This is a genomic window from uncultured Ferrimonas sp. (genome assembly GCF_947489035.1).
Lineage (GTDB): Bacteria > Pseudomonadota > Gammaproteobacteria > Enterobacterales > Shewanellaceae > Ferrimonas.
On sequence record NZ_CANLCI010000006.1, the window covers coordinates 81,453 to 102,498 of the forward strand.

A 21,046-nucleotide genomic window follows, 5' to 3' on the forward strand; every position below is an offset into this window, starting at 1 on the left:
CAGCCAATGAGTCAGAGCGAAGATACTGGAAAACTGGCGAAACCGTAGACAAATTTAGTTGACCACACCGTTACACTCAGTGACTACTGCGTAATGAAAAATTGGTTTGTTTAAATAGAAACAATAGGCACAACGATCTAAATTCGGAGCTTCAATGGCACTCACTCAAATGCAAATCATCCAATCCCTTGGTGAAGCAATGTCTTGGTTTGAACGAGAACTGCACTGGGGCGTGCCCCCCACAGAGCTAAGGCACTTGAGTGGCCGTATTGGTGAGCTGTACACAGCACTGATTGTGAACGGCCAAATGGCGACTGAAGTAAACCAAAAAGGTTACGATGTGGTTAGTGCAAATGGTGAACGTATCTCGGTAAAAACCACAGCCGTAATGGGAAGTTCTGGCAATGTGTCGTTTAACCCGAATACTCTGAATCAAGTCGATCGAGTCGTTATTCTTTGGATCAACACGGAAGATATGCAAATTGAAGTGTTGCTAAACGAGCCTACAGCCAAGGCCAGAGAATTGATGGGGAATACCGGCTCCAATGGTAAGGTCGCGATCTCATTATCAAAGCTAAAAACATCAACCGTTACCAAAGTTGACATACCTGCGATTAAATCTGCTAAGCATGAAGAGTTTGAAATAGAAGAACTAGAGAATGGAACCATTATCGTTAAAGCTAATGGGAACATTATCACGCCATCAAAACCAGCGTTAAGAGAGCTCTGTTTAAAGTTTAACTTGAACCTATTAAACAGTAATGGCAACCCATATAACACTCGGCAACTGGGCAGTTCATTAATCAGGATAATAAACAGTAAAACTTAGCAGGTATAATTAAAAACATACTGCTAGATACTATTTTAGCAACCCGTTTTTACCCCGTATGGTTCTCGATTCAATCCAGTGAGCGTTCCCAGATCTCGAATAAAAATAAGGCCGCCGATTGGCGACCTTGTTGTTTACCCTAACGCGTTAATCAACGCCGCCACATCGTCGCTGTCGTTATAGATGTGCGGTGACACCCGCACCCCAAGGGGGCGCAGATCCGCAAACACCCCCGCCGCTTTCAGCTTGGTTAAATCGGCATTGATGATAATGGTGCCGCTGCGTTTGCCGGGATCTTGCGGTGATAGCACCCGTTCGCCCAAGCCTTGCCATAACTGCTGCTGCAACGACAGGTTGTGGGCGCGGATGTTGTCGATGCCGAAGGCGCTAAGGCGTTCGATGCTGTGGGCGGCAAACACAAACGGTGCCACCGTGGGGGTGCCGCCCCAAAAACGCAGCGCTTGGTCGTGGTAGCGGAACTGGTGAATGTTCATCTCGAACGGATCTTGATGAGAAAACCAGCCCACGTCTTTCGGCTGGCACTGGCTTAGCATCGGTGCCGATGCCCACAGATAGCCCGCGCCAGCGCCGCCACACAGCCATTTAAGCGATGATCCAAAGGCAAAATCCGGCTGCAACGCGGCCAAATCCAGCGGTAACACCCCAGCGGATTGCGCCAAGTCGATGGCACTGAGGATCCCACGTTGCCGCGCCAAAGGCAGGATCTGCGCCAGCGGTGCCGCTGCGCCAAGGTTAGAGAAGCCGTGGGTGATCCACACCAGCGCCACGTCTGCGGTTAGGTGTTTGTCCCACACATTGGCGTCGGTCAGATCGGCACCTTTGGGGATAAACCGCAGCTGTGCCGCGCCGTTTGGCAACGCTTGTTGCAGGGCAAAGCCGATGCTGGGGAAGTCGTGCTCGCTCAGCAGCACGGTGCCGCCGGATTGCAGTTGCGGCAGTGCCATCGCCACTTTCACCAATCCCGACGACACATTGCTTTGCGGGCAAAAACCGCTGGCGTCAACATTAAACAGCGCCGCCAACGCCGCGCGAAAGCGCTCGATCTGCCCCAGCCACTCGCCCCAAGGATCGCAGCAGTCGCCGCCCCACGGCTGGAAATAATCTTGCTGAAACTGCGCCATGGTGTCGGCAAAGGGCCGACCGGCGCTGTGGCTGCCAAAGTAGTGGCCACTGGGCATTAAGAAATCGTGCTTATCCATTACCAATTACGCCCTTGGGGTTAGGTGTTAAGACTGGCGCGCAGCTGCTGCAGCGCGGTGTAGCTGGTGACGATGTCGTGCCGTTGCAGCCCAGCGCGGCGATCGCGCAGATCCGTTAGAGATTTCATCAACCCCGCCAGCTGCGGCCCCGATGCAGTTAACTGCCCCATGTGCTTTTGATCCATCGCCTGCGCTTGCTTAACGATGTACTTATCCACCAGCTGCTCGTGGTGCTGATTGGCAATGTCGCCGTGCAGTTCGCACAGGCGCAAGAAGGCGGTGAGGTGCTGTTGATACCAGCTGCTGCGATGCTGGGTGGCGGCCACATCCAAAAACTGATCCAGCAAGCTGCGCTGGCGCATGCATTCGCGCAAAATTTGCTGATCTTGCGGCATCATGTAGAGGAATTTTTCCACCAACATGCGGCCATAGGCGGGTTCGTTGGCTTGGCACAAACCCAACAGCATGTCGATCACGTTGATGCCAGCAAAATCACCGGCGTTGGCACCACGATACACTTGGCTGCCGACATGATGCGGCTTGTAGTAGGGGCGCACGCCGTAGAAGAACTGATCCGGATCCAGCTGGGCAAACAGCTGTTGATTGCTGTGGTGCACTTCCAGCAGCGCCTGTTCAGCAGCTTTAAACAGATCCAGCGCAATCGGGTGGGAGATCCCCAGCGGCAGCACCTTCATCAACGCTTCGCTGGCGCGCTTAAACGCCAAGATCCCTTTGCTGTTGTAATCAATAAAGCACTGTTCGGCGCTCAGATCGGTAAAGCGTTTGTAGTGGCCATTGATCGCGCGGTTATGGGTACACAGGTGGGCGGTAGCAAAGCGCGGCACCACGCCGATGCTGGCGGCGATGTGCAGCGCCAGTGCCGAGGCTTCCGGCTGGGGCGAGGTGCGATCGTTGTCGGGATCAGACAAGCCATGACGACGACAAGCGGCCAAATAGAGGCCAACGTTGCCGAGCAGATCGAACGCTTGGTCGAAGCCTTCGTCGGTGTTGCCTTGGGCCAGCAACTCGATGCAGTGCTCGCGCCCCACCGCTTGCAGCTGCTGCTTTAAGTCGTCGCCCACGCCAACCACATTGGCGGGATCGGCTTGGTCGAAATAGCGCTGCTCTAGCTCGCTGTTGATGGCGATAAAATCGGAACGGATCCAGCCGTCAAACGCGGCTACCTTGTTGTTCATTGCTGCTACTCCCTGTACACAGATCAAATTCCAGCATTGCAGCTTGGCGCCAAGTTAGGCAAACCTGCGGCCAAGATAGCCACAGCGCCATCGGCAACGGCAAGCAACGGCCTGTGCAATCAAGTTGCCACTGCTGCTGGTGCCGCCGCTGTTAAACGCTACCGCGGACTGGCAAACACCTGCGTCCAATATTGATGGTAGCGGCTGCTGCTGTTGCTGACGCAGGCCAGCCCCAGCTGCTGATAATTGGCCGACATGATGTTGCGGCAGTGGCCGGGGCTCGCCAACCAACCGGCCATCACCGCATCCACACTGCCATAGCCCGCAGCGATGTTCTCGCCCACGGCGCGCCATTGGTAGCCTTGGGCGTTGACCCTATCCGCCACGCTGTGGCCATCCAAATCGGTGTGATCAAAAAAGTCGTAGTTGGCCATGTTGGCCGAATGCCCCAGCGCCGCTTGTTGCAGCTGGGCATGCGCGCTTAGGGCGGGCACCGCTGGATACCAATCGCTGCCACAATGCTGGCCTGCGGCACGGGCGGCATTAACCGCCTGCAGCAGCGGCGTTAGTTCGTCGTTACAGCCCACCACGGGTGCGGGCGGTGTTGGTGTTGGTGCTGGTGTTGGCGGAGTCTCCGGCAGCGGCGCAGCCGGGCCGTCGCCACCACTGCTGCCACAGGCGCTCAATCCCACTACCATCAGGGCGATGGCCATTGGCTTCATTCACTTACTCACTTGCTTGAACTGAATTCGAGCGCCTAGGCTAACGGCCTTAGCCGCCACTGTCGTTTCGATTTTTTGCAACCGTTCGCCCCCAAGGGCTGGGTGGTTGGCGCTTAAGCCCCCCGCTGGATCGCGTTTATCTTGCGCCGCTGGCTTGCCCAGTGCCAACAGAGGCGCTAAGGTGCGCCCCCTTCTTGTTTCGTGGTGCCCATTGGCGCCACGCCGCTGCCGTTCATTAGGAGTAACTATGACCCACATCGCCGGTTTTGATTTTGGCACCTCCAACTGCGCCGTTGGCGTAATGCAGGATGGGCAACCACAGCTGGTGCAGTTACCCGATCACGGCAACTACATGGCCTCTACCCTGTACGCGCCACAGCCAGAGATGATCTGCGGTTGGCTGCACCAACAGCTAGAACACGCTGGCCTTGGCCACGATTACAAACAAGCGCGCATGGCCGCCGTTGGCCCAAGCCTGTTTGCCTTAAAAGAAGCCAAGCTGGATGGCTACGGCGATCAGCTGGAGTTTGGCCAAGCGGCGCTGCAGCACTACTTGGAAGATCCCGCCGACTGTTACTACGTGCGTTCGCCAAAGTCGTTCTTAGGCGCCAGCGGCCTGCCCGCCCGCCAGCAGATCCAGTTTGAAGACATTGCCGCGTCGATGATGTGGCACATCGCCCAGCAAGTACGGAACAGCGGCGCTGGCAGCATGGAAAAGGTGGTGATTGGCCGCCCGGTGAACTTCCAGGGGGTTAATGCCGAGCTCAGCAACCAGCAAGCGATCAGCATCTTAACCAACGCCGCCCAGTTTGTTGGTTTTAAGCAGGTGGCGTTTTTGTATGAACCAATGGCCGCGGGCTTGGCCTATCAGCAGCAGTTGCAGCAAGAGCAACAGATCCTAGTGATCGACATCGGCGGCGGCACCTCTGATGTGTCGATGCTGACCATGGGCCCCGGCTACTTGGACAGCCGCGATCACCAAAGTTTGGTGCAGGGCTTCAGTGGCGAACGCATTGGCGGCAACGACTTTGATATCGCCTTGAACTACCGTGGACTGATGCCCGCACTGGGGCTGGGTAAGCTGTTGCCGGGCAATCGCTCGATGCCGATCAAACCGTTTTTGAACGCCGCCAGCATCAACCTGTTGCCCGCGCAAACCGAGTTCTACAGCATGGACACCATGCAGCTGTTAACCCGCTGTGCCCGCGAGCCGGGGCTAGCGATGCTGAACGGTTTGATCACGCTAAGCAAAGAACGGATGACCTACCGCTTAAGTGCCGACGCCGAACGCGCCAAAATTGCCTTAAGCAGCAGCGACAGCACCCAGGTGGAACTGAATTATCTGCTGGATAATTTGGATGTGCAGCTCAGCGCCCAGCAGTTTGCTGACGCGTCTGAGCGGTTGCTGAAACGCATTGCCGAACTAACCGATGACGTGATCCGCCAAGCGGGGCATCAGCCCGATGGGATCTTCTTAACCGGCGGCAGCGCCAACTCGCCCCTACTGAAGCACTTCTTAAGCAGCCGTTACCAAGCGCCGCTGATCAGCGGCGATAACTTCGGCAGTGTTACCACCGGCTTAACCCTGTGGGCCAATAAGATCTTTAGCTAACCCTGCGGCCACAGCTGGCCGCTATAAACGGAGGTTGCCGTGCCCCTTTAACGGGGTTGTTACCCCATCGGCCAGCACTAGGCCGATGGTGTCTTCCGCCGCCAGCAGCCGCTGCAACAGGCTCAGCCGCATCGACCGCAACTGCTCGCGCCCCTGCAGCGGTTGCAGGCTCAGCTCTTGCTTAAACTCCCGCAATAACGTGGTCACCTGCGCTTCGCTCACCAGAGAAAAATCCAGATACAACATCTGCGCTTGCGGCTGCGCGGGCTGCAAACTTAATGGCTGCAGCACCGTCACTAAATAGGGGCCGGGGTTGTGGAATAAATGGGGATTATGCAGCTGCAACACCGCCATAAAGCGGCCGTTGTCGTCTACCGGCAGGGCAAAACGGTTGGTCATGTAGCGGGGCAAGCGGCGTTGATCCCCTTGCAGTTCGTCGTTCACCGCCTGCACGGCCGCCACCAGCGCCTGATACTTGCGCCACGCCAGCGGATGCTGCGGCCCAGCTTGGTACAGCAGGTAGCTGTAACTGCCGTAGTCTCTGGGTTCATTGCCGTAACGGGTGGTTTCTTGCCACAACAGCAGCGGCGTTGGCAGGGGCGGCGGCGCCGCCGTGCAGCCCAGCAACAGCCCCCACAGCAACAGTAGCAATAACGCTTTCATCGTTTCATCCTTGAAGACAACAAGCTGAAACTAGGAGAGAGACACCGCAGCGTCAACGACCGCCACGCAATTTGTGCTGCCCCAAACGGCGGCGGCAATTGGCCGCAGCCCCAAGGCTACAGCTGCGGCGCCACCTGCACATAGTGGCCACCATCCAGCAGCGGCGCGTACCACTGCCCGGCCACCACCACAAAAGCCACGCCATCAATGATCACCTGCTGCCCTTGGCCGGGCAGCTGCGTCAGGATCTTAGCCCCGCCAGCGCTGCTGGTTTTATCGGTGCTGGCAATCGTGGTGCGACTTTTGCCGTTGCTGATGTGGATCTTATTCGCCAGTGACGGCGCCGCCACTTGCTGATAGCGGCCTTGGCGCAGTTGGTAGTAAAGATCGTCCACAATGGCGTAACTGACGCCGCTGATCACCGCATGGCGCACCATGTCGGGCAGTTGATCGGGGCGATAGTGGTTGGCGCCGGCGCCGTGGGCGGTGGCGCTCAACACCAGCAGCAACGCCGCCGCGCTGGCGTAACGGCCAAGCGCGGCGAAAGGACAAGAAAAAGTACCAGAGAAGATGGGGCTGTGGCTGCGAGTCATTGCCTGTTCCTGTGCTGTTATTACGTTGCCAGTGTAACCGCTAACCGCAGCCGCCGCTTATTCGTTGCCGCGAGCAACGCCCAGCTGCCAAAACTGCTGCGACAGCTCTGCCTGCTTGATGGTCAGTCGCGCCATCGCCCCGCCTTGTTCTACGGTTTTGCTGGATTGCTGATAGCTGTCTTGCGCCAGATCGGTAATGTTGCTGATGGCGCGCGAGATGTCTTCGGTTACGGTGTGCTGCTGCGACATCGCCGCCGCAATCTCGCCGCTCATGCCGTTGATGTGGGTAACCGCTTGCTGTAACGACGCAAAGGCTTGATCGGCGGCGCGGGTTAACGCCACCGTATCTTGCGCCGACTGCTGCCCTTGGTTCATGGCGCTGCTGGCGGCGCGGCTGGAGCTTTGGAACTGACTGACGATCTGTTCAATCTGCACCGTTGATTCCGCCGTGCGCTGGGCAAGGTTGCGTACTTCATCGGCCACCACCGCAAAACCACGGCCGCTTTCGCCCGCCCGTGCCGCTTCAATGGCCGCGTTTAACGCCAGCAGGTTGGTTTGATCGGCAATGCCGCGGATCACGTTCAGCACTTCAGAGATGGCCGAGCTGTCGCGCTCAATCGCGGCCACTTCGTTGGTGATCCGCCCCACTTCACCGCTCAGGTTATCAATCGATTCGGTCACTTGGCGCAGCACTTCGCTGCCCTCGGCCGCCACCGTTAAGCTTTGATCTAAGGCGCTGGCCATGGCGCTGCTGTTATCCGCCACTTCGCTGAAACTGACGCTCATCTGTTCAACGGCGGTGGCCGCTGCGGCGGTTTGGTCGCTTTGCTGGGCGGCGCGCTGCTGGGTGTGCTGAACGGTGTCGAGCATGGTGCTGCCCATGGTTTGCAGCGATCCCGCCGAATCGGCAATGCGCCCCACCACGCCTCCCAGCTCGGTGCCTAAGAAGGCCATTGCCAGCTCGATCTGCCCCAGTTCATCCTGACGGCCGCTAAACACCGCTTGCGCCAGCGGATCGTCGATAATCTGTTTGGATTTGTTCACCAGCGGCTGCAACGGTCGCAACAACCACGCCAACAGCGCCACGGTGATGCCGCTGCCCAGCAACGCCAAATAGGGCGACACCAGCGCCAATGCCGCAGTGCCCACGCTGCCTAAGCCTGCTGCTACCAGCAGCCGCTGCTGAAACGACAGCCACGGACGGCGCATCGCTTTAGGGGTTTTGTTGGCATTAAGATCGGCGTAAATGCGCTCGGCCCGTGCCACCAGATGCGGCTTAGGACGACGCCGTACCGATTGCAGTTCGTGTATCTGGTTGCCTTCCATCACTGGGGTAACGTAAGCGTTTACCCAGTAATGATCGCCATTGGCACAGCGGTTTTTCACAATGCCAAACCACGGTTTGCCCTGCTTCATGTTGCCCCACAACGAGGCAAAGGCCGCCGCGGGCATGTCTGGATGGCGGATCATGTTGTGGTTCTGCCCTTGCAGTTGCGACAGGCTATAACCGCTTACCTCGACAAAATCTTGGTTGGCGTATTTGATCACCCCTTGGGGATCGGTGGTCGACAGCAAGATCCGATCATCGGCATAGTTTTGCTGCTGTTGCGTAACGGGCTGGTTGTTTCGCACAACAAGGTACTCGGTTCAGTAATGACGGCGCTATGATGCGCCAACATGGCTTAAAAACCGACGTTGACGCATTAAAATTACACAACTGTTTAACAAAAATTTGATGTTGGTCAGATTTATCCGCCGCAGCCACTAACCCCAGCCGACGATTTGGGCTAGGGCGACGCTAGGTTGGGGTTGCCACGGTGGGGCGCACCCCGAGCGCATGGCAGATGGCGTACGACAATTCGGCGCGATTCAAGGTGTAGAAATGAAACTCCGACACCCCCTCTTTCGCCAACACTTTGCTCATCTCAATCGCCACGTTGGCGCCCACTAATTTGCGGGTTTGTGGATCGTCGTCCAGCCCATCAAACATATGATGCAGCCAATTGGGCACCCGCACGTTGGCAAACTGCGAGAACTTCAGCAGTTGCTGGTAGTTGGTGACCGGCAGGATCCCCGGCACGATTTCCGCGTCGATCCCCGCCGCCGCGCACCGATCGCGAAAACGCAGATAGGCTTCGATATCAAAAAAGAACTGGGTGATGGCGCGGGTGGCTCCGGCGTCCACTTTGCGCTTCAGGTTGATCAGATCCGATTGGGCGCTGCTGGCATCGGGGTGCACTTCGGGGTAAGCGGCCACTGAGATCTCAAAGTCGTGTTCCTGCTTCAGCAACCGCACCAGATCCGCGGCGTAGCGATTGGGGTTGGCGTGGCCAGCCGGTACGTCACCGCGCAGCGCCACAATGTGCCGCACCCCTTGCTGCCAGTATTGTCGCGCCAATTGCCGCAGCTCGTCGTCGTTGGCATCAATCAGGGTAAGGTGTGGCGCCGCCTGCAGATCCGTGTGCTGATGGATCTTTTCAATCACGTTGTGGGTACGATCCCGCACCCCCGAATTGGCGCCATAGGTTACCGACACAAACCGTGGTTTCAGCGGCGCCAGATGCTCAATCGATTGCCACAGGGTTTGCTCCATCGCTGCGGAATTGGGAGGAAAAAACTCAAACGACACGTCGATGTCGCGCAGGCTGCTTAATCGTTCGTTTAACGCTTCTATCTGCTGGGCATGATGAAATGACATGGTTCCCTCCCGCGGGGTAAAAAATGTGGCCGCCTGCGCGGCCTAGATAAGATCCCGCTTCAGTGCAGGAGACGCCGACAAATGGCCACCAGATCCGATTGCACCGCCGCGGCGGTAACTTCCCGCCCCGCCCCTGGGCCTTGGATCACCAAGCCGTTGGGGTAGTTGCCGCTGCGCAGCAAAAATTGGTTATCCCCCGGCGGCAAGGTGGCTAAGGGGTGATCAATCGCCACCGCCGCCACGCTGATTTTGGCGCGCACTCGCCCCGCCTCTTGGCTAAAGCTGGCCACATACCGCAACGCTTTGCCTTCGGCCTGTGCCGCCTGCAGTGCCGCCGCCAATGGCGCATCTAAGCCGCTGATCTGCTGTTCAAACTGCGGCAGCGATAGTTCGGCCAGGGCCGCGGGCACCAGCGATTCCAGCTCGATGTCGGCCAGTTCCAGCGCCAACCCCAATTCCCGCGCCAAAATCAGCAGCTTGCGCTGCATATCCACCCCCGACAGATCGTCGCGGGGATCCGGCTCGGTCAGCCCCTGTTGCTGCGCCGCTAACACCAGTTGCGAGAACGGCTGGCTGCCGTCGTAGTGATGAAACAACCAGCTTAAGGTGCCGCTGAACACCCCATCAATGTGGCTGATGGCATCGCCGCTGCGGCGCAGATCGTCGATGGCGTAAAACAGCGGCAAGCCCGCGCCAACGGTGGCGTTATAACGCCAGTACAGGTGGCGCTGCGCCAAGCTGTGTTGCAGCTGTTGGTAGAACGCGAACGGGCCACTGCCCGCTTGCTTGTTGGCACTGATCAGGTGAATGCCGCTGCGTAACAGCAGTGGGTAGTTCAGGGCTAAATCGGCACTGGCGGTCAGATCGAGCAGGATCAACTCATCAAACGGCAGCGCTCGCGCCGCGTCAATCAACTGCGGCAGTTGGTAGGGTTGGCCATGTTGCTCAAACCCTTGTTGCCACTGAGCCGGATCGATCCCCTGTGGCGCTAACCAGCCCTGTTGCTGCCCCACAATCGCCACCACCGTCAGCTGTGCCTCCAGCTGTTGGTTCAGTTGCGGTTGCAGCTGGGCAAACTGCGCCAGCCACGCGGCGCCAATGTTGCCTTTGCCCGCCACCAGCACGCCGATGGTTTTCAGCGGCCCGGCACAGCGGCGGTGCACTTCGGCGGTAAGCGACTGCACCTGTTCGCAGGGCACCAACGTGAACAGCGCCAACTCATCTTGCTGCAATGGCCACGCGTGGCGGTTCAACAAGCGGGCAAACGCCCCAGCCAAGCGGCCCACTTGGTTGCCCACCAGCGCCACCAAGCCCAGCCCAAATTGCGGCGTCAGCGGTTGCAAGAAGTGACGCTCTAACGCTTCGGCCGCTTCGAGGGCGTGTTCTTGAGTCACCACCAGCGCCGATTGTTGTGGGTAACACGCCAGCACCGCCAACCCTTGCTCGGTCAGGATCTCTTGCGCTAACACGGTGGCATCCGCCGCGCCGGGGCAGTGCAGCACCACCACTTTGTCGACACTGGTTACCACCGGTTCGGCGCTGACGCTGCCGGTGCGGATCTCGGTGCAGGGGCGCTCTGGGGTAAAGCTAGAACGCACCTGCAACACCAGCGGCTGGCGCTGCAGCGGCTCCAACGTGCGGCTGTGCAATACCGGCGATCCCAACTGCGCGAGGCGGTTGGCCTGCGCCAGCGACAACTGCCGCTGCAATCGCGCCCCTTTCAGACGATTTGGATCGCCGTTAAACACCCCTTCCACGTCGGTCCAGATGGTGCAGCGCGGTGCGTTAACCATCGCCGCAATGGCGGTGGCGGAGTAATCGGAACCATTGCGCCCCAGCAGCTGAGTGTCGCCGCGCTCATTGCGCGCCACGTAACCGGTGATCACCAAGCGGCTGTCGCACTGCTGTTGGCACAGCTGCGCCAATCGGGCAGCACTGGCGGCGTAATGGGGCTGGTTTTGGCCGTTCACGCTGAAGAAGTCGCGGGCATCCACCGCCGCCGCGCTGACCCCTTGCTGTTGCAACACCGCCGCCAGCAACCGTGCCGACCATTGTTCCCCCAGCGCTTGCACGTCGGCTTCGTGCGTTTGCGGCTGTTGCAGCCACTGCGTCAACGCCTCGATGTCTTGTTGCAGCTGCGCCACTAACGGCTGTTGGTTGTGGCCCAGCAGCCGCTGCAGTAGCGCCCGTTGTTGTTGCTGCAAGGCGCTTATCCCTGCGCCAACCGCTTGCTGGGCGCGCGCCTGCTGCAACAGCGCAATCAATTGGTTGGTGGTGTCACCCGCGGCCGACACCACCACCAAATCGTCGCTCTGGCCGTGGGTAAGTAGGATGTGCGCCACGCGGCGGTAGCAGTCGGCATCGGCCAAACTGGAGCCACCAAATTTATGAACCTGTCGTGATGGCATCGGTTTACTCCGCTAAGGCTTGGCGCAGATCCGCCAGCAGATCGTCACGGTCTTCAATGCCCACCGATAAGCGGATCAGGCTGTCGCTGATCCCGGCGGTGGCGCGTGCTTCGGCGCTCATGGCGGCGTGGGTCATGGTGGCGGGATGGGCCACTAACGATTCCACCCCCCCTAAACTTTCGGCCAGCGAGAACAGCTGCAGCTTCGACAAAAACGCCCGCACCGCGGCTTCGCCGCCATGCAGTTCCAGGCTGAGCATGGCGCCAAAACCCGTTTGTTGGGTTTGCGCGAGTTGATGCTGTGGGTGGCTGCTAAGCCCGGGGTAATGCACCTTGGCTACCGCGGGGTGGTCGTTCAACCACTGGGCGACGGCTTCGGCGTTGCGTTGGTGCTGGGCGATCCGCAGTGGCAGAGTCCGCAGCCCCCGCAGGGTTAAGAAGGCGTCGAACGGCGCGCCGGTGATCCCCAAGCAGTTGCCCCACCACGCCAGTTGTTCTGCCAGCGCATTGCTGTTGGCGATCACCGCGCCGCCCACCACATCGGAATGGCCATTGATGTACTTGGTGGTGGAGTGGATCACCATGTCGGCCCCAAGGCGCAGCGGCTGCTGCAGTATCGGCGATAAGAAGGTGTTGTCTGCCACCACAAGGGCCCCCACTTCGTGGGCTGCAGCGGCGATTTTAGCCACGTCGACTAGGCGCAACAGCGGGTTGGATGGGGTTTCCAGCCACACCATGGCAGGGCGCTGCGCCAACGCCTGCGCCAAAGCGGCTTGATCATTAAAATCCACCACCAGCAAACGCAAGCGGCCTTGTTCGGCCAAGGCGTTGAACAAGCGATAGCTGCCGCCATAACAGTCGTGGGGCACCAGCAGCAGTTGTTCGGATCGCAACAACGCGGTGCACAGGGTAATGGCCGCCATTCCTGTTGCCGTAACCACCGCCCCAGCGCCCGCTTCCAATTTGGCCAACGCCTCGGCCAGCGCCGTGCGCGTTGGGTTGCCACTGCGGGCGTAATCGTATTGGCGCGGCTGGCCAAAACCCGCAAAGGTGTAGTTGCTGGATAAATAGATGGGCGCAACAACGGCACCATGTTGTGTATCGGTATCGATCCCTTCACGGGCGGCGATGGTGGCGTGATGTGGCTGGCTCATTGGCGGCATCCTCCAACTTGATGCGGCTGGTTAATAACTGAGCTTTTACATTACGGCTACAAATATAGGCCGTCAAGATGTTTAGCCGTCTAAACGTATAACTGTAGAGATGGCAATTATTTGACTCTTTTATTCACGCCGTTAGAATTTGCAACGGAATCCGAATTTATAGGTGCTTCGATGACTATCGAGTGGAACGGCGACTACATCAGCCCATACGCCGAACACGGCAAGAAAAACGAACAGGTGAAGAAGATCACCGTTTCTATCCCATTGAAGGTGTTAAAGATTTTGACCGATGAGCGCACGCGCCGTCAGGTTAACAATCTGCGCCACGCCACCAACAGTGAGCTGCTGTGCGAAGCCTTCTTGCACGCCTACACTGGCCAACCGCTGCCGGTGGATGATGATCTTCGCAAAGACAAAGGCGACAGCATCCCTGCCAGCGCCCGCGAGATGATGACCGAACTGGGCATCGACTGGGAAAACTTAGACGACTAACTGTCTGTGTAAGTTGACAAAAATCCACCTTCGGGTGGATTTTTTGGTTATGAGGGCAGAAACAACAACGCCGCCTCGATTGAGGCGGCGTTGTTTTCGCGGCTGGCGTTTGCGTCAGCCCGTCATGGGGGCCAGCCCCTTATTCGCTCAGGTAACCCGCTGGCAGGCTATCCAGCGCGGCAACGCCAGAATCGATGGCGGCTTGGGCAACGGCGCTGGCGATCCGTGGCAGCAACCGGCTGTCGGTTGGCTTTGGCAGCACGTAATCGGCACCAAACTCCAAACGCTCTAGGCCGTAGCTCTCCAATACGCTTTGGGTTACTGGCTCTTTGGCCAAACCGCGCAGGGCGTGTACCGCCGCGACTTTCATCTCGTCGTTGATGGCGCTGGCGCGCACGTCCAAGGCACCACGGAAGATGAATGGGAAACACAGCACGTTGTTCACCTGATTCGGGAAATCGCTGCGGCCAGTGCCCATGATGATGTCCGGACGCGCCGCTTTGGCGATGTCGGGGTGGATCTCCGGATCCGGGTTCGAACAGGCGAAGATCACCGGCTTGTCGGCCATCAGCTTCACGTCGTCGGCGCTGAGCAGATCCGGGCCAGATACCCCCACAAACACATCGGCATCCACTATCACGTCCTGCAGGGTGCGCTTGTCGGTGTTGTTGGCAAACAGTTGTTTGTACTCGTTCAGATCGTCACGGCGGGTGTGGATCACGCCTTTGCGATCCAACATGTAGATCTTTTCACGCATGGCGCCGCACTTAATCAGCAGTTCCATGCAGGCAATGGCCGCGGCACCTGCCCCCAAGCACACGATGGTGCTGTCGGCCAAGTTCTTGCCTTGGATCTCCAGCGCGTTAAGCATGCCCGCTGCCGTCACAATGGCGGTGCCGTGTTGATCGTCGTGGAATACCGGCACCTTACAGCGTTCAATCAACGCCTTTTCAATCTCAAAACACTCCGGCGCTTTGATGTCTTCTAGGTTGATGCCACCGAAGGTGTCGGCAATGTTGGCCACGGTGTCGATAAACTCTTGCGGCTGACGATGGGTTACTTCGATGTCGATGGAGTCGATATTCGCGAATCGCTTAAACAGCAACGCTTTGCCTTCCATCACTGGCTTCGAGGCCAGCGGCCCTAAGTTGCCCAACCCCAAAATGGCGCTGCCGTTGGTGATCACCGCCACCAAGTTGCCTTTATTGGTGTAGCGGTAAGCGTTGTCTGGCGCTGCCGCGATTTCTCGTACCGGCTCAGCCACGCCAGGACTGTATGCCAACGCCAAATCGTGTTGGGTTTCAGCCGGTTTAGTTAGGGTAATGCTGATCTTTCCTGGAATAGGTTCAGCATGGTAATCAAGTGCTTGTTGGCGTAGGTCGGACATTTGTTGTTATCTCTTCGCAGCAGGATTAGGTAGGGGGAATCGCGGCAAACATACTCCCATAAAGTCGAATTGCAAACACCAAAAAGCAGAACTATTGCTTTTGCTTATTGTAGCTCAACATTTACAGCTAAGTGCCTGTTATTTTTGGTAAAAGGTATTACCAATTGGCCTTTGCGTTGGTGATAAAAGTGACCCTAAAATAGCCTTGAGCGCGATACTAATGGCAACGATGCTTGCTCGCTTTGAGCCTAAGCTACTGAATAACAACTATTCTTTAGTTAAGAACGAACATTTAGACCCTAAAAACTTATGTACAAGGAGATGTACGATGTTTAAAACCGCTGTTGCTTCCGCCTTACTTTTGGCTGCCCCGGCGCTGGCCAACGAGGTCGCCAACCCTTGGTATGCTGGCCTTGGTTTAGGCCACGCTAACTGGCAGGGGATCTGCCCCGACAATGGCCAAGCCCCAACCGACTGTGACGACAAAGATTTCGCTGTGGATCTGTTTGGCGGCTACCGCTTTAGCGACAACATCGGGGTCGAGCTGGGTTTTACCGATTTAGGTGAAAGCAGCTGGGAAGATCTCAGCAATCGCCGCCAAGCTGAGGCCACGGGCGTGCGCTTAGCGATGGTGGCCACCCTGCCCCTAAGCGATGCGTTTGCGGTGAATGCCGAACTGGGTGGGTTCAGCTACGACGCCGAGATCAACACCAACACTGCGGACGCCAGCGACAATGGCATTCAGCCTTACGTTGGCGCCGGCGTTAACTATGTGGTGAATAAGCAGATGGAGCTGGGTCTGCGCTGGCGTCATTTCCGCGAACTGGAAACCAACGACGATCTGTTTAACCGCCACAGCGTTAACTATTGGGGCGTACAGTTAAGCTACCACTTCGGTGGCAAGACCAAAGCCGCACCGGCCCCCGCCCCTGCGCCAGCACCGGTTGTGGCCCCCGCCCCGGCACCTAAACCGATCGCCCCACCGCCACCACCGAAGCCAGAAGTGGTTGAGGTTGCGCCCTCGACCGTGCTCTATTTCGACTTTAACTCTGCCGACGTGAGCGGCGCTGAGCTGCAAAAGCTCACCGACATTGGCCGCTACATGAAAGCCTACCCGAAAGTGCGGGCAGAGCTGATCGGCCACACCGATAAGATCGGTAACCCCGATTACAATCGCGCCTTGGGCTTACGCCGGGCCACCTCGGTGCAGCAGCAGTTGTTGCAGCAGCATGGGATCAGCCCAGATCGAGTGCAGATCCTGTCGAAAGGGGAAAGCAACGCCGTCGCCAATCAAAGCCGCAGCGAACGCAAGGTAACCGTTAACCTGTTTGGCATGGACAGCGGCAACTAAAATCCTGCCGCGCAGCCATTAAAAAAGGCACCCCATGGGGTGCCTTTTTTCCGTTCGGTACTTAAGCCAATTACTTGGACTTGAGTGCGCCGAAACGGTTCTTGAACTTTTCAACGCGGCCGCCAGTATCAGCAACTTTCTGCTTACCGGTGTAGAAAGGGTGACACTCTGAACATACGTCCAAGTGCAGGTCCTTACCTACGGTAGAGCGGGTTTTGATCACGTTACCGCAAGAGCAGTTAGCAGTGATTTCAGCGTATTTTGGGTGGATACCGTCTTTCATGGGAAAAACCTCAATTAGGGCCGTGTCGCTATCCGATTCTAAGCCGGACACCACACGTAGTTTACAAATAGGTTCAGGGCGCGAGAGTTTATAGTAAAGCCCCTAACAGAGCAACGATCGCTGCACATTTTCTGCACCGACTTGCCAAGCTGAGCGCCTAAGGAAGCAGATCCCGCTGTAGAAGCCCCTCGCCTTTGGTAGGGTATAGGCCAATTTACTGTGTTGTGAGTCGCCGTGTTTATCCAAGTTGCCCTGCCCGTGCCGTTACCAAGGCTGTTCAGTTACCTGCCCATCGAGGGGGCAGCACTGCCGGTGAAAGGGGCACGGGTGCTGGTGCCCTTTGGCCAAGGCCAACAGGTGGGCGTGGTGGTGGCCACCAGCGCCGAGTGCGACGTGCCCGCGGCCAAACTGAAACCACTCTTAACGGTGCTGGATCAGCAATCGCTGTTAAGCCCAGCGCTGTGGCAACTGGCGAACACCGCCGCCCGTTACTATTTTTCGCCGCTGGGAATGGTGCTGCCGCAACTGCTGCCCGTAAAACTGCGCAAGGGCGAATCCGCCAGCCCGATGCCGCAAAAGTATTGGCAATTCAGCGACCGCGGCCAAGACTGCGATCCCAACGACTTTAAACGGGCGGTGCAGCAGGCGCGCATTGTGGCGCAGCTGCAGCGCACGCCGTTGTTGGCCGACAGCGACATCTCGCTGCTGGAATTAAGCCGTCCGGCCCTAAAAGCCCTTACCGACAAAGGGCTGATCGAAGCCATTGAGCAGCAGCCGCAACTGACGCAAAGCTGGCCGCAACAGTGGGAGAGCACCGATCACATCCCCACCCTCAATAAAGAGCAGGCGGTGGCCGTAAGCGCCATCAACAACGCCGAAGGCTTTAACTGCTTCTTGTTAGATGGGGTTACCGGATCCGGTAAAACCGAAGTGTACCTAACGGTGATGGACAAACTGCTGCGCCAAGGGCAAAGCATCTTGGTGTTGGTGCCGGAAATTGGCTTAACCCCGCAAACCATCAGCCGTTTTCGCGCTCGCTTTCCACTGGCGATGGAAGTACTGCACAGCGGCGTCAATGACAACCAGCGCCTCGCCAGCTGGCAACACGCCCGCGCCGGAGGGGCCGCCATTGTGCTGGGCACCCGCTCGGCGCTGTTTACCGACATGCCCAAGCTGGGGATGATCATCATCGATGAAGAGCACGATGCCAGCTTTAAACAGCAAGAGGGTTTTCGCTACCACGGCCGCGATTTGGCCGTGATGCGCGCCCAGCTGCAATCGATCCCCATCGTGCTGGGCAGCGCCACCCCCAGCTTAGAAACCCTCGCCAACGTTAAGCGAGGCCGTTATCGGCACCTTAAGCTCAGCCAACGGGCCGGCAAAGGCCGCCCAGTAAAGCAGCTGCTGCAAGACATTCGCACCTGCCATCTGGATGCGGGCATGTCGCCGGCGATGATTGAACGGCTGAAGCACCACCTTCACGCCGGTAATCAGGTGATGCTGTTTTTGAATCGACGCGGTTTTGCCCCGGCGCTGCTATGCCACGAATGCGGCCACCTGCACGAGTGCAACAACTGCGATGCGTTTTACACCATCCACCAAGGCGCCAACATGGTGCAGTGCCACCACTGCGGCAGCATGCGCGGCATTCCTCGCCAGTGCCCGGATTGCGGCTCAACCCAGCTGTTTACGCGTGGGGTGGGCACCGAACAGTTAGAGCAAGCCTTAGCGCGGCTGTTTCCCGACTACAAAGCGGTGCGAATTGACCGCGACAGCACCAGCCGCAAAGGCAGCTTAGATGCCAAGCTGGAGCAGATCCGCAGCGGCGAAGTGCAGATCTTAGTGGGCACCCAGATGCTGGCCAAAGGCCACCACTTCCCCGACGTAACTTTTGTCGGCTTGCTTGACGTGGATTCCGCCCTGTTCAGTGCCGATTTTCGTGCCGCCGAACGCTTAGCCCAGCTGTACATTCAGGTGGCCGGTCGCGCTGGCCGAGCCAGCAAGGCGGGAGAAGTGATGTTGCAAACTCACCAACCAGAGCACCCGCTATTGCACCAACTGATGGCCTCGGGCTACGCCGGTTTTGCCGAAGACGCCTTAACTGAGCGCGGCTTGGCGCAGTTGCCGCCGTTTTGGCAGTTGGCGCTGCTGCGCGCCGAAGCCACCTACCCCGAACAAGCTAAGGGCTTTATTCAGCAAGCGAAGGGGCTGTTGCCCGAAGGCGAGCTGCAGATGATTGGGCCGATGCCATCGCCGCTGGAGCGCAAAGCCGGTAAGTACCGCTTTCAAGCGCTGCTGTTGGCGCCCACTCGGCCTGCGCTGCAGCGCAGTATTGAGCCGTGGCTAGAGCAGATAACGAAGTTAGAAAGTGGCCGCAAGTGCCGTTGGCAGCTGGAGCGCGATCCGCAAGATTTGCTCTAACGCGGCGCCACGCGAAACCGGGGCTGGCACCAAACATTGGAGGATCAACGTCGCTGATGCTCCCCCCTCCCCCCAGTCCGTGCCCCAAACCGCCGTTCACCACAGCGGCGGCTTTCTGGCCCCAATGCTAAGTCGCTGCAATTTCAATCCGCTATCTGCGCCGATATGGATTGGTATTCTTATCCTGCGCGGTTAAAATGCAAGGTTCGAACATCGACCACGAACGGTCAATACACTCCCCCTATTTTTGGTGTCGCGATGAAAGATCATATTCAACAGTTACTTGAACAAACAATTAGCCGCTTAAAAGAGCAGGCAGTGATCCCAGCAGAGCTGGAACCACGAGTTCAGGTTGACCGTACTCGCGACAAGAGCCACGGCGATCTTGCCACTAACTTGGCAATGATGCTGGCCAAACCGGCCAAGAAGAACCCGCGCGAACTGGCGCAACTGCTGATCGACAACCTGCCAGAGTCTGAATTGGTGGCCAAAGCCGAGATCGCCGGTCCTGGTTTTATCAACTTCTTCTTAGACAGCGCCTGGTTGGGCAAGCAGATTGAAGCGATCGCCAGCTGTGAACGTGCCAACGTAGCCACCATTGCTGCCCCGCAAACCATCGTTACCGATTACTCGGCGCCCAACGTGGCCAAAGAGATGGCGGTACACCACATCCGTTCTACCGTGATCGGTGACGCGGTAACCCGCACCCTTGAATTCTTGGGTCACAAGGTGGTGCGCGCCAACCACATCGGCGACTGGGGCACCCAGTTCGGCATGCTGATCGCCTATCTGGAAAAGATGGAAAACGAAAGCGCCACCGACATGGATCTGTCCGACTTAGAAGCCTTCTACCGCGAAGCGAAGAAGTGCTACGACGAAGACGAAGCCTTTGCCCTGCAAGCCCGTAACTACGTAGTGAAACTGCAAGGTGGCGACGAATACTGCCGCACCATGTGGAAGAAGCTGGTGGACATCACCATGGCGCAGAACCAAGCGATCTATAACCGCTTGAACGTGTCGCTGACCGAAGCCAACGTAATGGGTGAATCCCTTTATAACGCCATGCTGCCAGAAGTGGTTGCCGACTTAACCGAGCAAGGCTTGGCGGTAGAAGACGACGGCGCCACCGTGGTATTCCTTGAAGAATACAAAGGCAAAGATGGCAACCCAATGGGCGTTATCATCCGTAAGCGCGACGGCGGCTTCCTGTACACCACCACCGACATCGCCGCGGCCAAGTACCGCAAAGACACCTTCGATGCCGATCGCATTTTGTACTTCATCGATTCCCGCCAAGCGCAGCACCTGCAGCAGGCGTGGTTGATCGCCCGCAAAGCCGGTTACCTCACCGACGCCACCACCACCGAGCACTGTGCCTTTGGCATGATGCTGGGCAAAGACGGCAAGCCATTTAAGACCCGTTCTGGTGGCACCGTGAAACTGGCGGATCTGCTGGAAGAAGCACATCAACGTGCGGTTAAGCTGATTGGCGAGAAAAACCCAGATCTGCAAGGCAACGAACTGGATAACATCGCCACCACCGTGGCAATGGCGGCCGTGAAGTACTCGGATCTGTCCAAGAACCGCACCACCGACTACGTCTTCGATTGGGACAACATGTTGACCTTCGAAGGCAACACCGCCCCTTACATGCTGTACGCCTACAGCCGCATTCAGTCGATCTTCCGCAAAGCCGGCGTAAGCCCACAACAGCTGAGCGGCAACATCGTACTGGAACACGATAAAGAGGAGGCGTTGGCACAGAAACTGGTGCAGTTGAACGACGCCATTCAAGGCGTAGCCAACAAAGGCATGCCGCACCTGATGTGCACCTACCTGTTTGAATTGGCCGGTGCCTTCATGAGCTTCTACGAAGCCTGCCCAATCAACAAAGAGGGCGTCAGCGCCGAAGCCAAAGCCAGCCGCCTGCGCTTGTGTTTGGCCACCGCCAACACCTTACAGGTGGGCTTGAACCTGCTGGGGATCAACACCCTAGAGCGGATGTAAGT

The 21,046-nt window shown here is 57.9% G+C and carries 18 protein-coding genes; 6 read left to right on the forward strand and 12 right to left on the reverse strand.

All coding sequences use genetic code 11. The annotated features are described in order from the left end of the window. The first annotated feature begins 154 nt into the window (after positions 1–154). Complete coding sequence (locus tag Q0796_RS05705) at positions 155–829, forward strand: hypothetical protein (RefSeq protein WP_298441015.1); 675 nt, start codon at positions 155–157, stop codon at positions 827–829. Positions 830–963: 134 nt separating this feature from the next. Here Q0796_RS05705 and Q0796_RS05710 read toward each other — a convergent pair whose 3' ends face one another. From Q0796_RS05710 to Q0796_RS05725, 4 genes are all read right to left on the reverse strand, one after another. After that, positions 964–2,049, reverse strand: a complete 1,086-nt coding sequence (locus Q0796_RS05710; RefSeq protein ID WP_298441017.1) for an aminotransferase class V-fold PLP-dependent enzyme — start codon at positions 2,047–2,049, stop codon at positions 964–966. Positions 2,050–2,069: 20 nt separating this feature from the next. Continuing rightward, a complete protein-coding gene (locus Q0796_RS05715) occupies positions 2,070–3,245 on the reverse strand; it encodes a monodechloroaminopyrrolnitrin synthase PrnB family protein (RefSeq protein ID WP_298441018.1) in 1,176 nt (391 codons plus the stop codon). A gap of 158 nt (positions 3,246–3,403) precedes the next feature. Further along, positions 3,404–3,967 carry a CAP domain-containing protein gene (locus Q0796_RS05720; protein ID WP_298441020.1) on the reverse strand — a complete coding sequence of 188 codons (564 nt, stop codon included), beginning with the start codon at positions 3,965–3,967 and terminating at the stop codon, positions 3,404–3,406. After that, positions 3,968–4,225, reverse strand: a complete 258-nt coding sequence (locus Q0796_RS05725) for a hypothetical protein (protein ID WP_298441022.1) — start codon at positions 4,223–4,225, stop codon at positions 3,968–3,970. It lies immediately after the preceding gene. On the opposite strand from Q0796_RS05725, the gene yegD reads away from it, so the two are divergent. Further along, complete coding sequence (yegD, locus tag Q0796_RS05730; protein WP_298441023.1) at positions 4,215–5,579, forward strand: molecular chaperone; 1,365 nt, start codon at positions 4,215–4,217, stop codon at positions 5,577–5,579. The two genes, Q0796_RS05725 and yegD, sit on opposite strands and share 11 nt — an antisense overlap. Before the next feature lie 21 nt (positions 5,580–5,600). Here yegD and Q0796_RS05735 read toward each other — a convergent pair whose 3' ends face one another. The 6 genes from Q0796_RS05735 to metB all read right to left on the reverse strand — a co-directional run bounded on the left by Q0796_RS05735 (position 5,601) and on the right by metB (position 13,094). Beyond that, positions 5,601–6,242 carry a hypothetical protein gene (locus Q0796_RS05735; RefSeq protein WP_298441025.1) on the reverse strand — a complete coding sequence of 214 codons (642 nt, stop codon included), beginning with the start codon at positions 6,240–6,242 and terminating at the stop codon, positions 5,601–5,603. Between the two features lie 116 nt (positions 6,243–6,358). Further along, the gene (locus Q0796_RS05740; protein WP_298441027.1) at positions 6,359–6,835 is read right to left on the reverse strand and encodes a hypothetical protein; all 477 of its coding nucleotides are present in this window, start codon (positions 6,833–6,835) and stop codon (positions 6,359–6,361) included. 57 nt (positions 6,836–6,892) lie between these two features. Beyond that, positions 6,893–8,467 (reverse strand): PAS domain-containing methyl-accepting chemotaxis protein, encoded by a 1,575-nt coding sequence (locus Q0796_RS05745; RefSeq protein WP_298441029.1) that lies wholly within the window; start codon positions 8,465–8,467, stop codon positions 6,893–6,895. Positions 8,468–8,633: 166 nt separating this feature from the next. Then, entirely contained in the window at positions 8,634–9,533 is a 900-nt protein-coding gene (metF, locus tag Q0796_RS05750) for a methylenetetrahydrofolate reductase (protein ID WP_298441030.1), read from the reverse strand. A 59-nt stretch (positions 9,534–9,592) separates the two neighbouring features. Next, positions 9,593–11,941, reverse strand: coding sequence for a bifunctional aspartate kinase/homoserine dehydrogenase II (gene metL, locus Q0796_RS05755; RefSeq protein WP_298441031.1), 2,349 nt, complete (start codon positions 11,939–11,941; stop codon positions 9,593–9,595). Between the two features lie 4 nt (positions 11,942–11,945). Beyond that, positions 11,946–13,094, reverse strand: coding sequence for a cystathionine gamma-synthase (metB, locus tag Q0796_RS05760; RefSeq protein ID WP_298441033.1), 1,149 nt, complete (start codon positions 13,092–13,094; stop codon positions 11,946–11,948). 180 nt (positions 13,095–13,274) lie between these two features. On the opposite strand from metB, the gene metJ reads away from it, so the two are divergent. Then, positions 13,275–13,595: a met regulon transcriptional regulator MetJ gene (gene metJ, locus Q0796_RS05765; protein ID WP_298441035.1), complete on the forward strand. Its 321-nt coding sequence runs from the start codon at positions 13,275–13,277 to the stop codon at positions 13,593–13,595. Between the two features lie 139 nt (positions 13,596–13,734). Here the strand turns inward: metJ and Q0796_RS05770 are convergent, their stop codons facing one another. Continuing rightward, a complete protein-coding gene (locus Q0796_RS05770; RefSeq protein ID WP_298441037.1) occupies positions 13,735–14,982 on the reverse strand; it encodes a malic enzyme-like NAD(P)-binding protein in 1,248 nt (415 codons plus the stop codon). 328 nt (positions 14,983–15,310) lie between these two features. On the opposite strand from Q0796_RS05770, the gene Q0796_RS05775 reads away from it, so the two are divergent. After that, positions 15,311–16,333, forward strand: coding sequence for an OmpA family protein (locus tag Q0796_RS05775; protein ID WP_298441039.1), 1,023 nt, complete (start codon positions 15,311–15,313; stop codon positions 16,331–16,333). Between the two features lie 70 nt (positions 16,334–16,403). On the opposite strand, the gene rpmE is transcribed toward Q0796_RS05775, so the two are convergent. After that, positions 16,404–16,616, reverse strand: a complete 213-nt coding sequence (gene rpmE, locus Q0796_RS05780) for a 50S ribosomal protein L31 (protein WP_298441041.1) — start codon at positions 16,614–16,616, stop codon at positions 16,404–16,406. Positions 16,617–16,850: 234 nt separating this feature from the next. Here rpmE and priA point away from each other — a divergent pair, with 234 nt between their 5' ends. Together priA and argS are read left to right on the forward strand one after the other, a co-directional pair. After that, on the forward strand, positions 16,851–19,037 hold the full coding sequence (priA, locus tag Q0796_RS05785) for a primosomal protein N' (RefSeq protein ID WP_298441042.1): 2,187 nt from the start codon (positions 16,851–16,853) through the stop codon (positions 19,035–19,037). 258 nt (positions 19,038–19,295) lie between these two features. Next, entirely contained in the window at positions 19,296–21,044 is a 1,749-nt protein-coding gene (gene argS, locus Q0796_RS05790; protein WP_298441043.1) for an arginine--tRNA ligase, read from the forward strand. Positions 21,045–21,046 lie beyond the last annotated feature (2 nt).

Coding starts and splice junctions, on each gene's coding strand:
- yegD (WP_298441023.1), top strand. CDS start 4,215: ATGACCCACATCGCCGGTTTTGATTTTGGCACCTCCAACTGCGCCGTT.
- Q0796_RS05725 (WP_298441022.1), bottom strand. CDS start 4,225: ATGTGGGTCATAGTTACTCCTAATGAACGGCAGCGGCGTGGCGCCAAT.
- metF (WP_298441030.1), bottom strand. CDS start 9,533: ATGTCATTTCATCATGCCCAGCAGATAGAAGCGTTAAACGAACGATTA.
- Q0796_RS05720 (WP_298441020.1), bottom strand. CDS start 3,967: ATGAAGCCAATGGCCATCGCCCTGATGGTAGTGGGATTGAGCGCCTGT.
- argS (WP_298441043.1), top strand. CDS start 19,296: ATGAAAGATCATATTCAACAGTTACTTGAACAAACAATTAGCCGCTTA.
- metB (WP_298441033.1), bottom strand. CDS start 13,094: ATGAGCCAGCCACATCACGCCACCATCGCCGCCCGTGAAGGGATCGAT.
- Q0796_RS05735 (WP_298441025.1), bottom strand. CDS start 6,242: ATGAAAGCGTTATTGCTACTGTTGCTGTGGGGGCTGTTGCTGGGCTGC.
- rpmE (WP_298441041.1), bottom strand. CDS start 16,616: ATGAAAGACGGTATCCACCCAAAATACGCTGAAATCACTGCTAACTGC.
- Q0796_RS05715 (WP_298441018.1), bottom strand. CDS start 3,245: ATGAACAACAAGGTAGCCGCGTTTGACGGCTGGATCCGTTCCGATTTT.
- Q0796_RS05740 (WP_298441027.1), bottom strand. CDS start 6,835: ATGACTCGCAGCCACAGCCCCATCTTCTCTGGTACTTTTTCTTGTCCT.
- Q0796_RS05770 (WP_298441037.1), bottom strand. CDS start 14,982: ATGTCCGACCTACGCCAACAAGCACTTGATTACCATGCTGAACCTATT.
- metL (WP_298441031.1), bottom strand. CDS start 11,941: ATGCCATCACGACAGGTTCATAAATTTGGTGGCTCCAGTTTGGCCGAT.
- Q0796_RS05775 (WP_298441039.1), top strand. CDS start 15,311: ATGTTTAAAACCGCTGTTGCTTCCGCCTTACTTTTGGCTGCCCCGGCG.
- metJ (WP_298441035.1), top strand. CDS start 13,275: ATGACTATCGAGTGGAACGGCGACTACATCAGCCCATACGCCGAACAC.
- Q0796_RS05710 (WP_298441017.1), bottom strand. CDS start 2,049: ATGGATAAGCACGATTTCTTAATGCCCAGTGGCCACTACTTTGGCAGC.
- Q0796_RS05705 (WP_298441015.1), top strand. CDS start 155: ATGGCACTCACTCAAATGCAAATCATCCAATCCCTTGGTGAAGCAATG.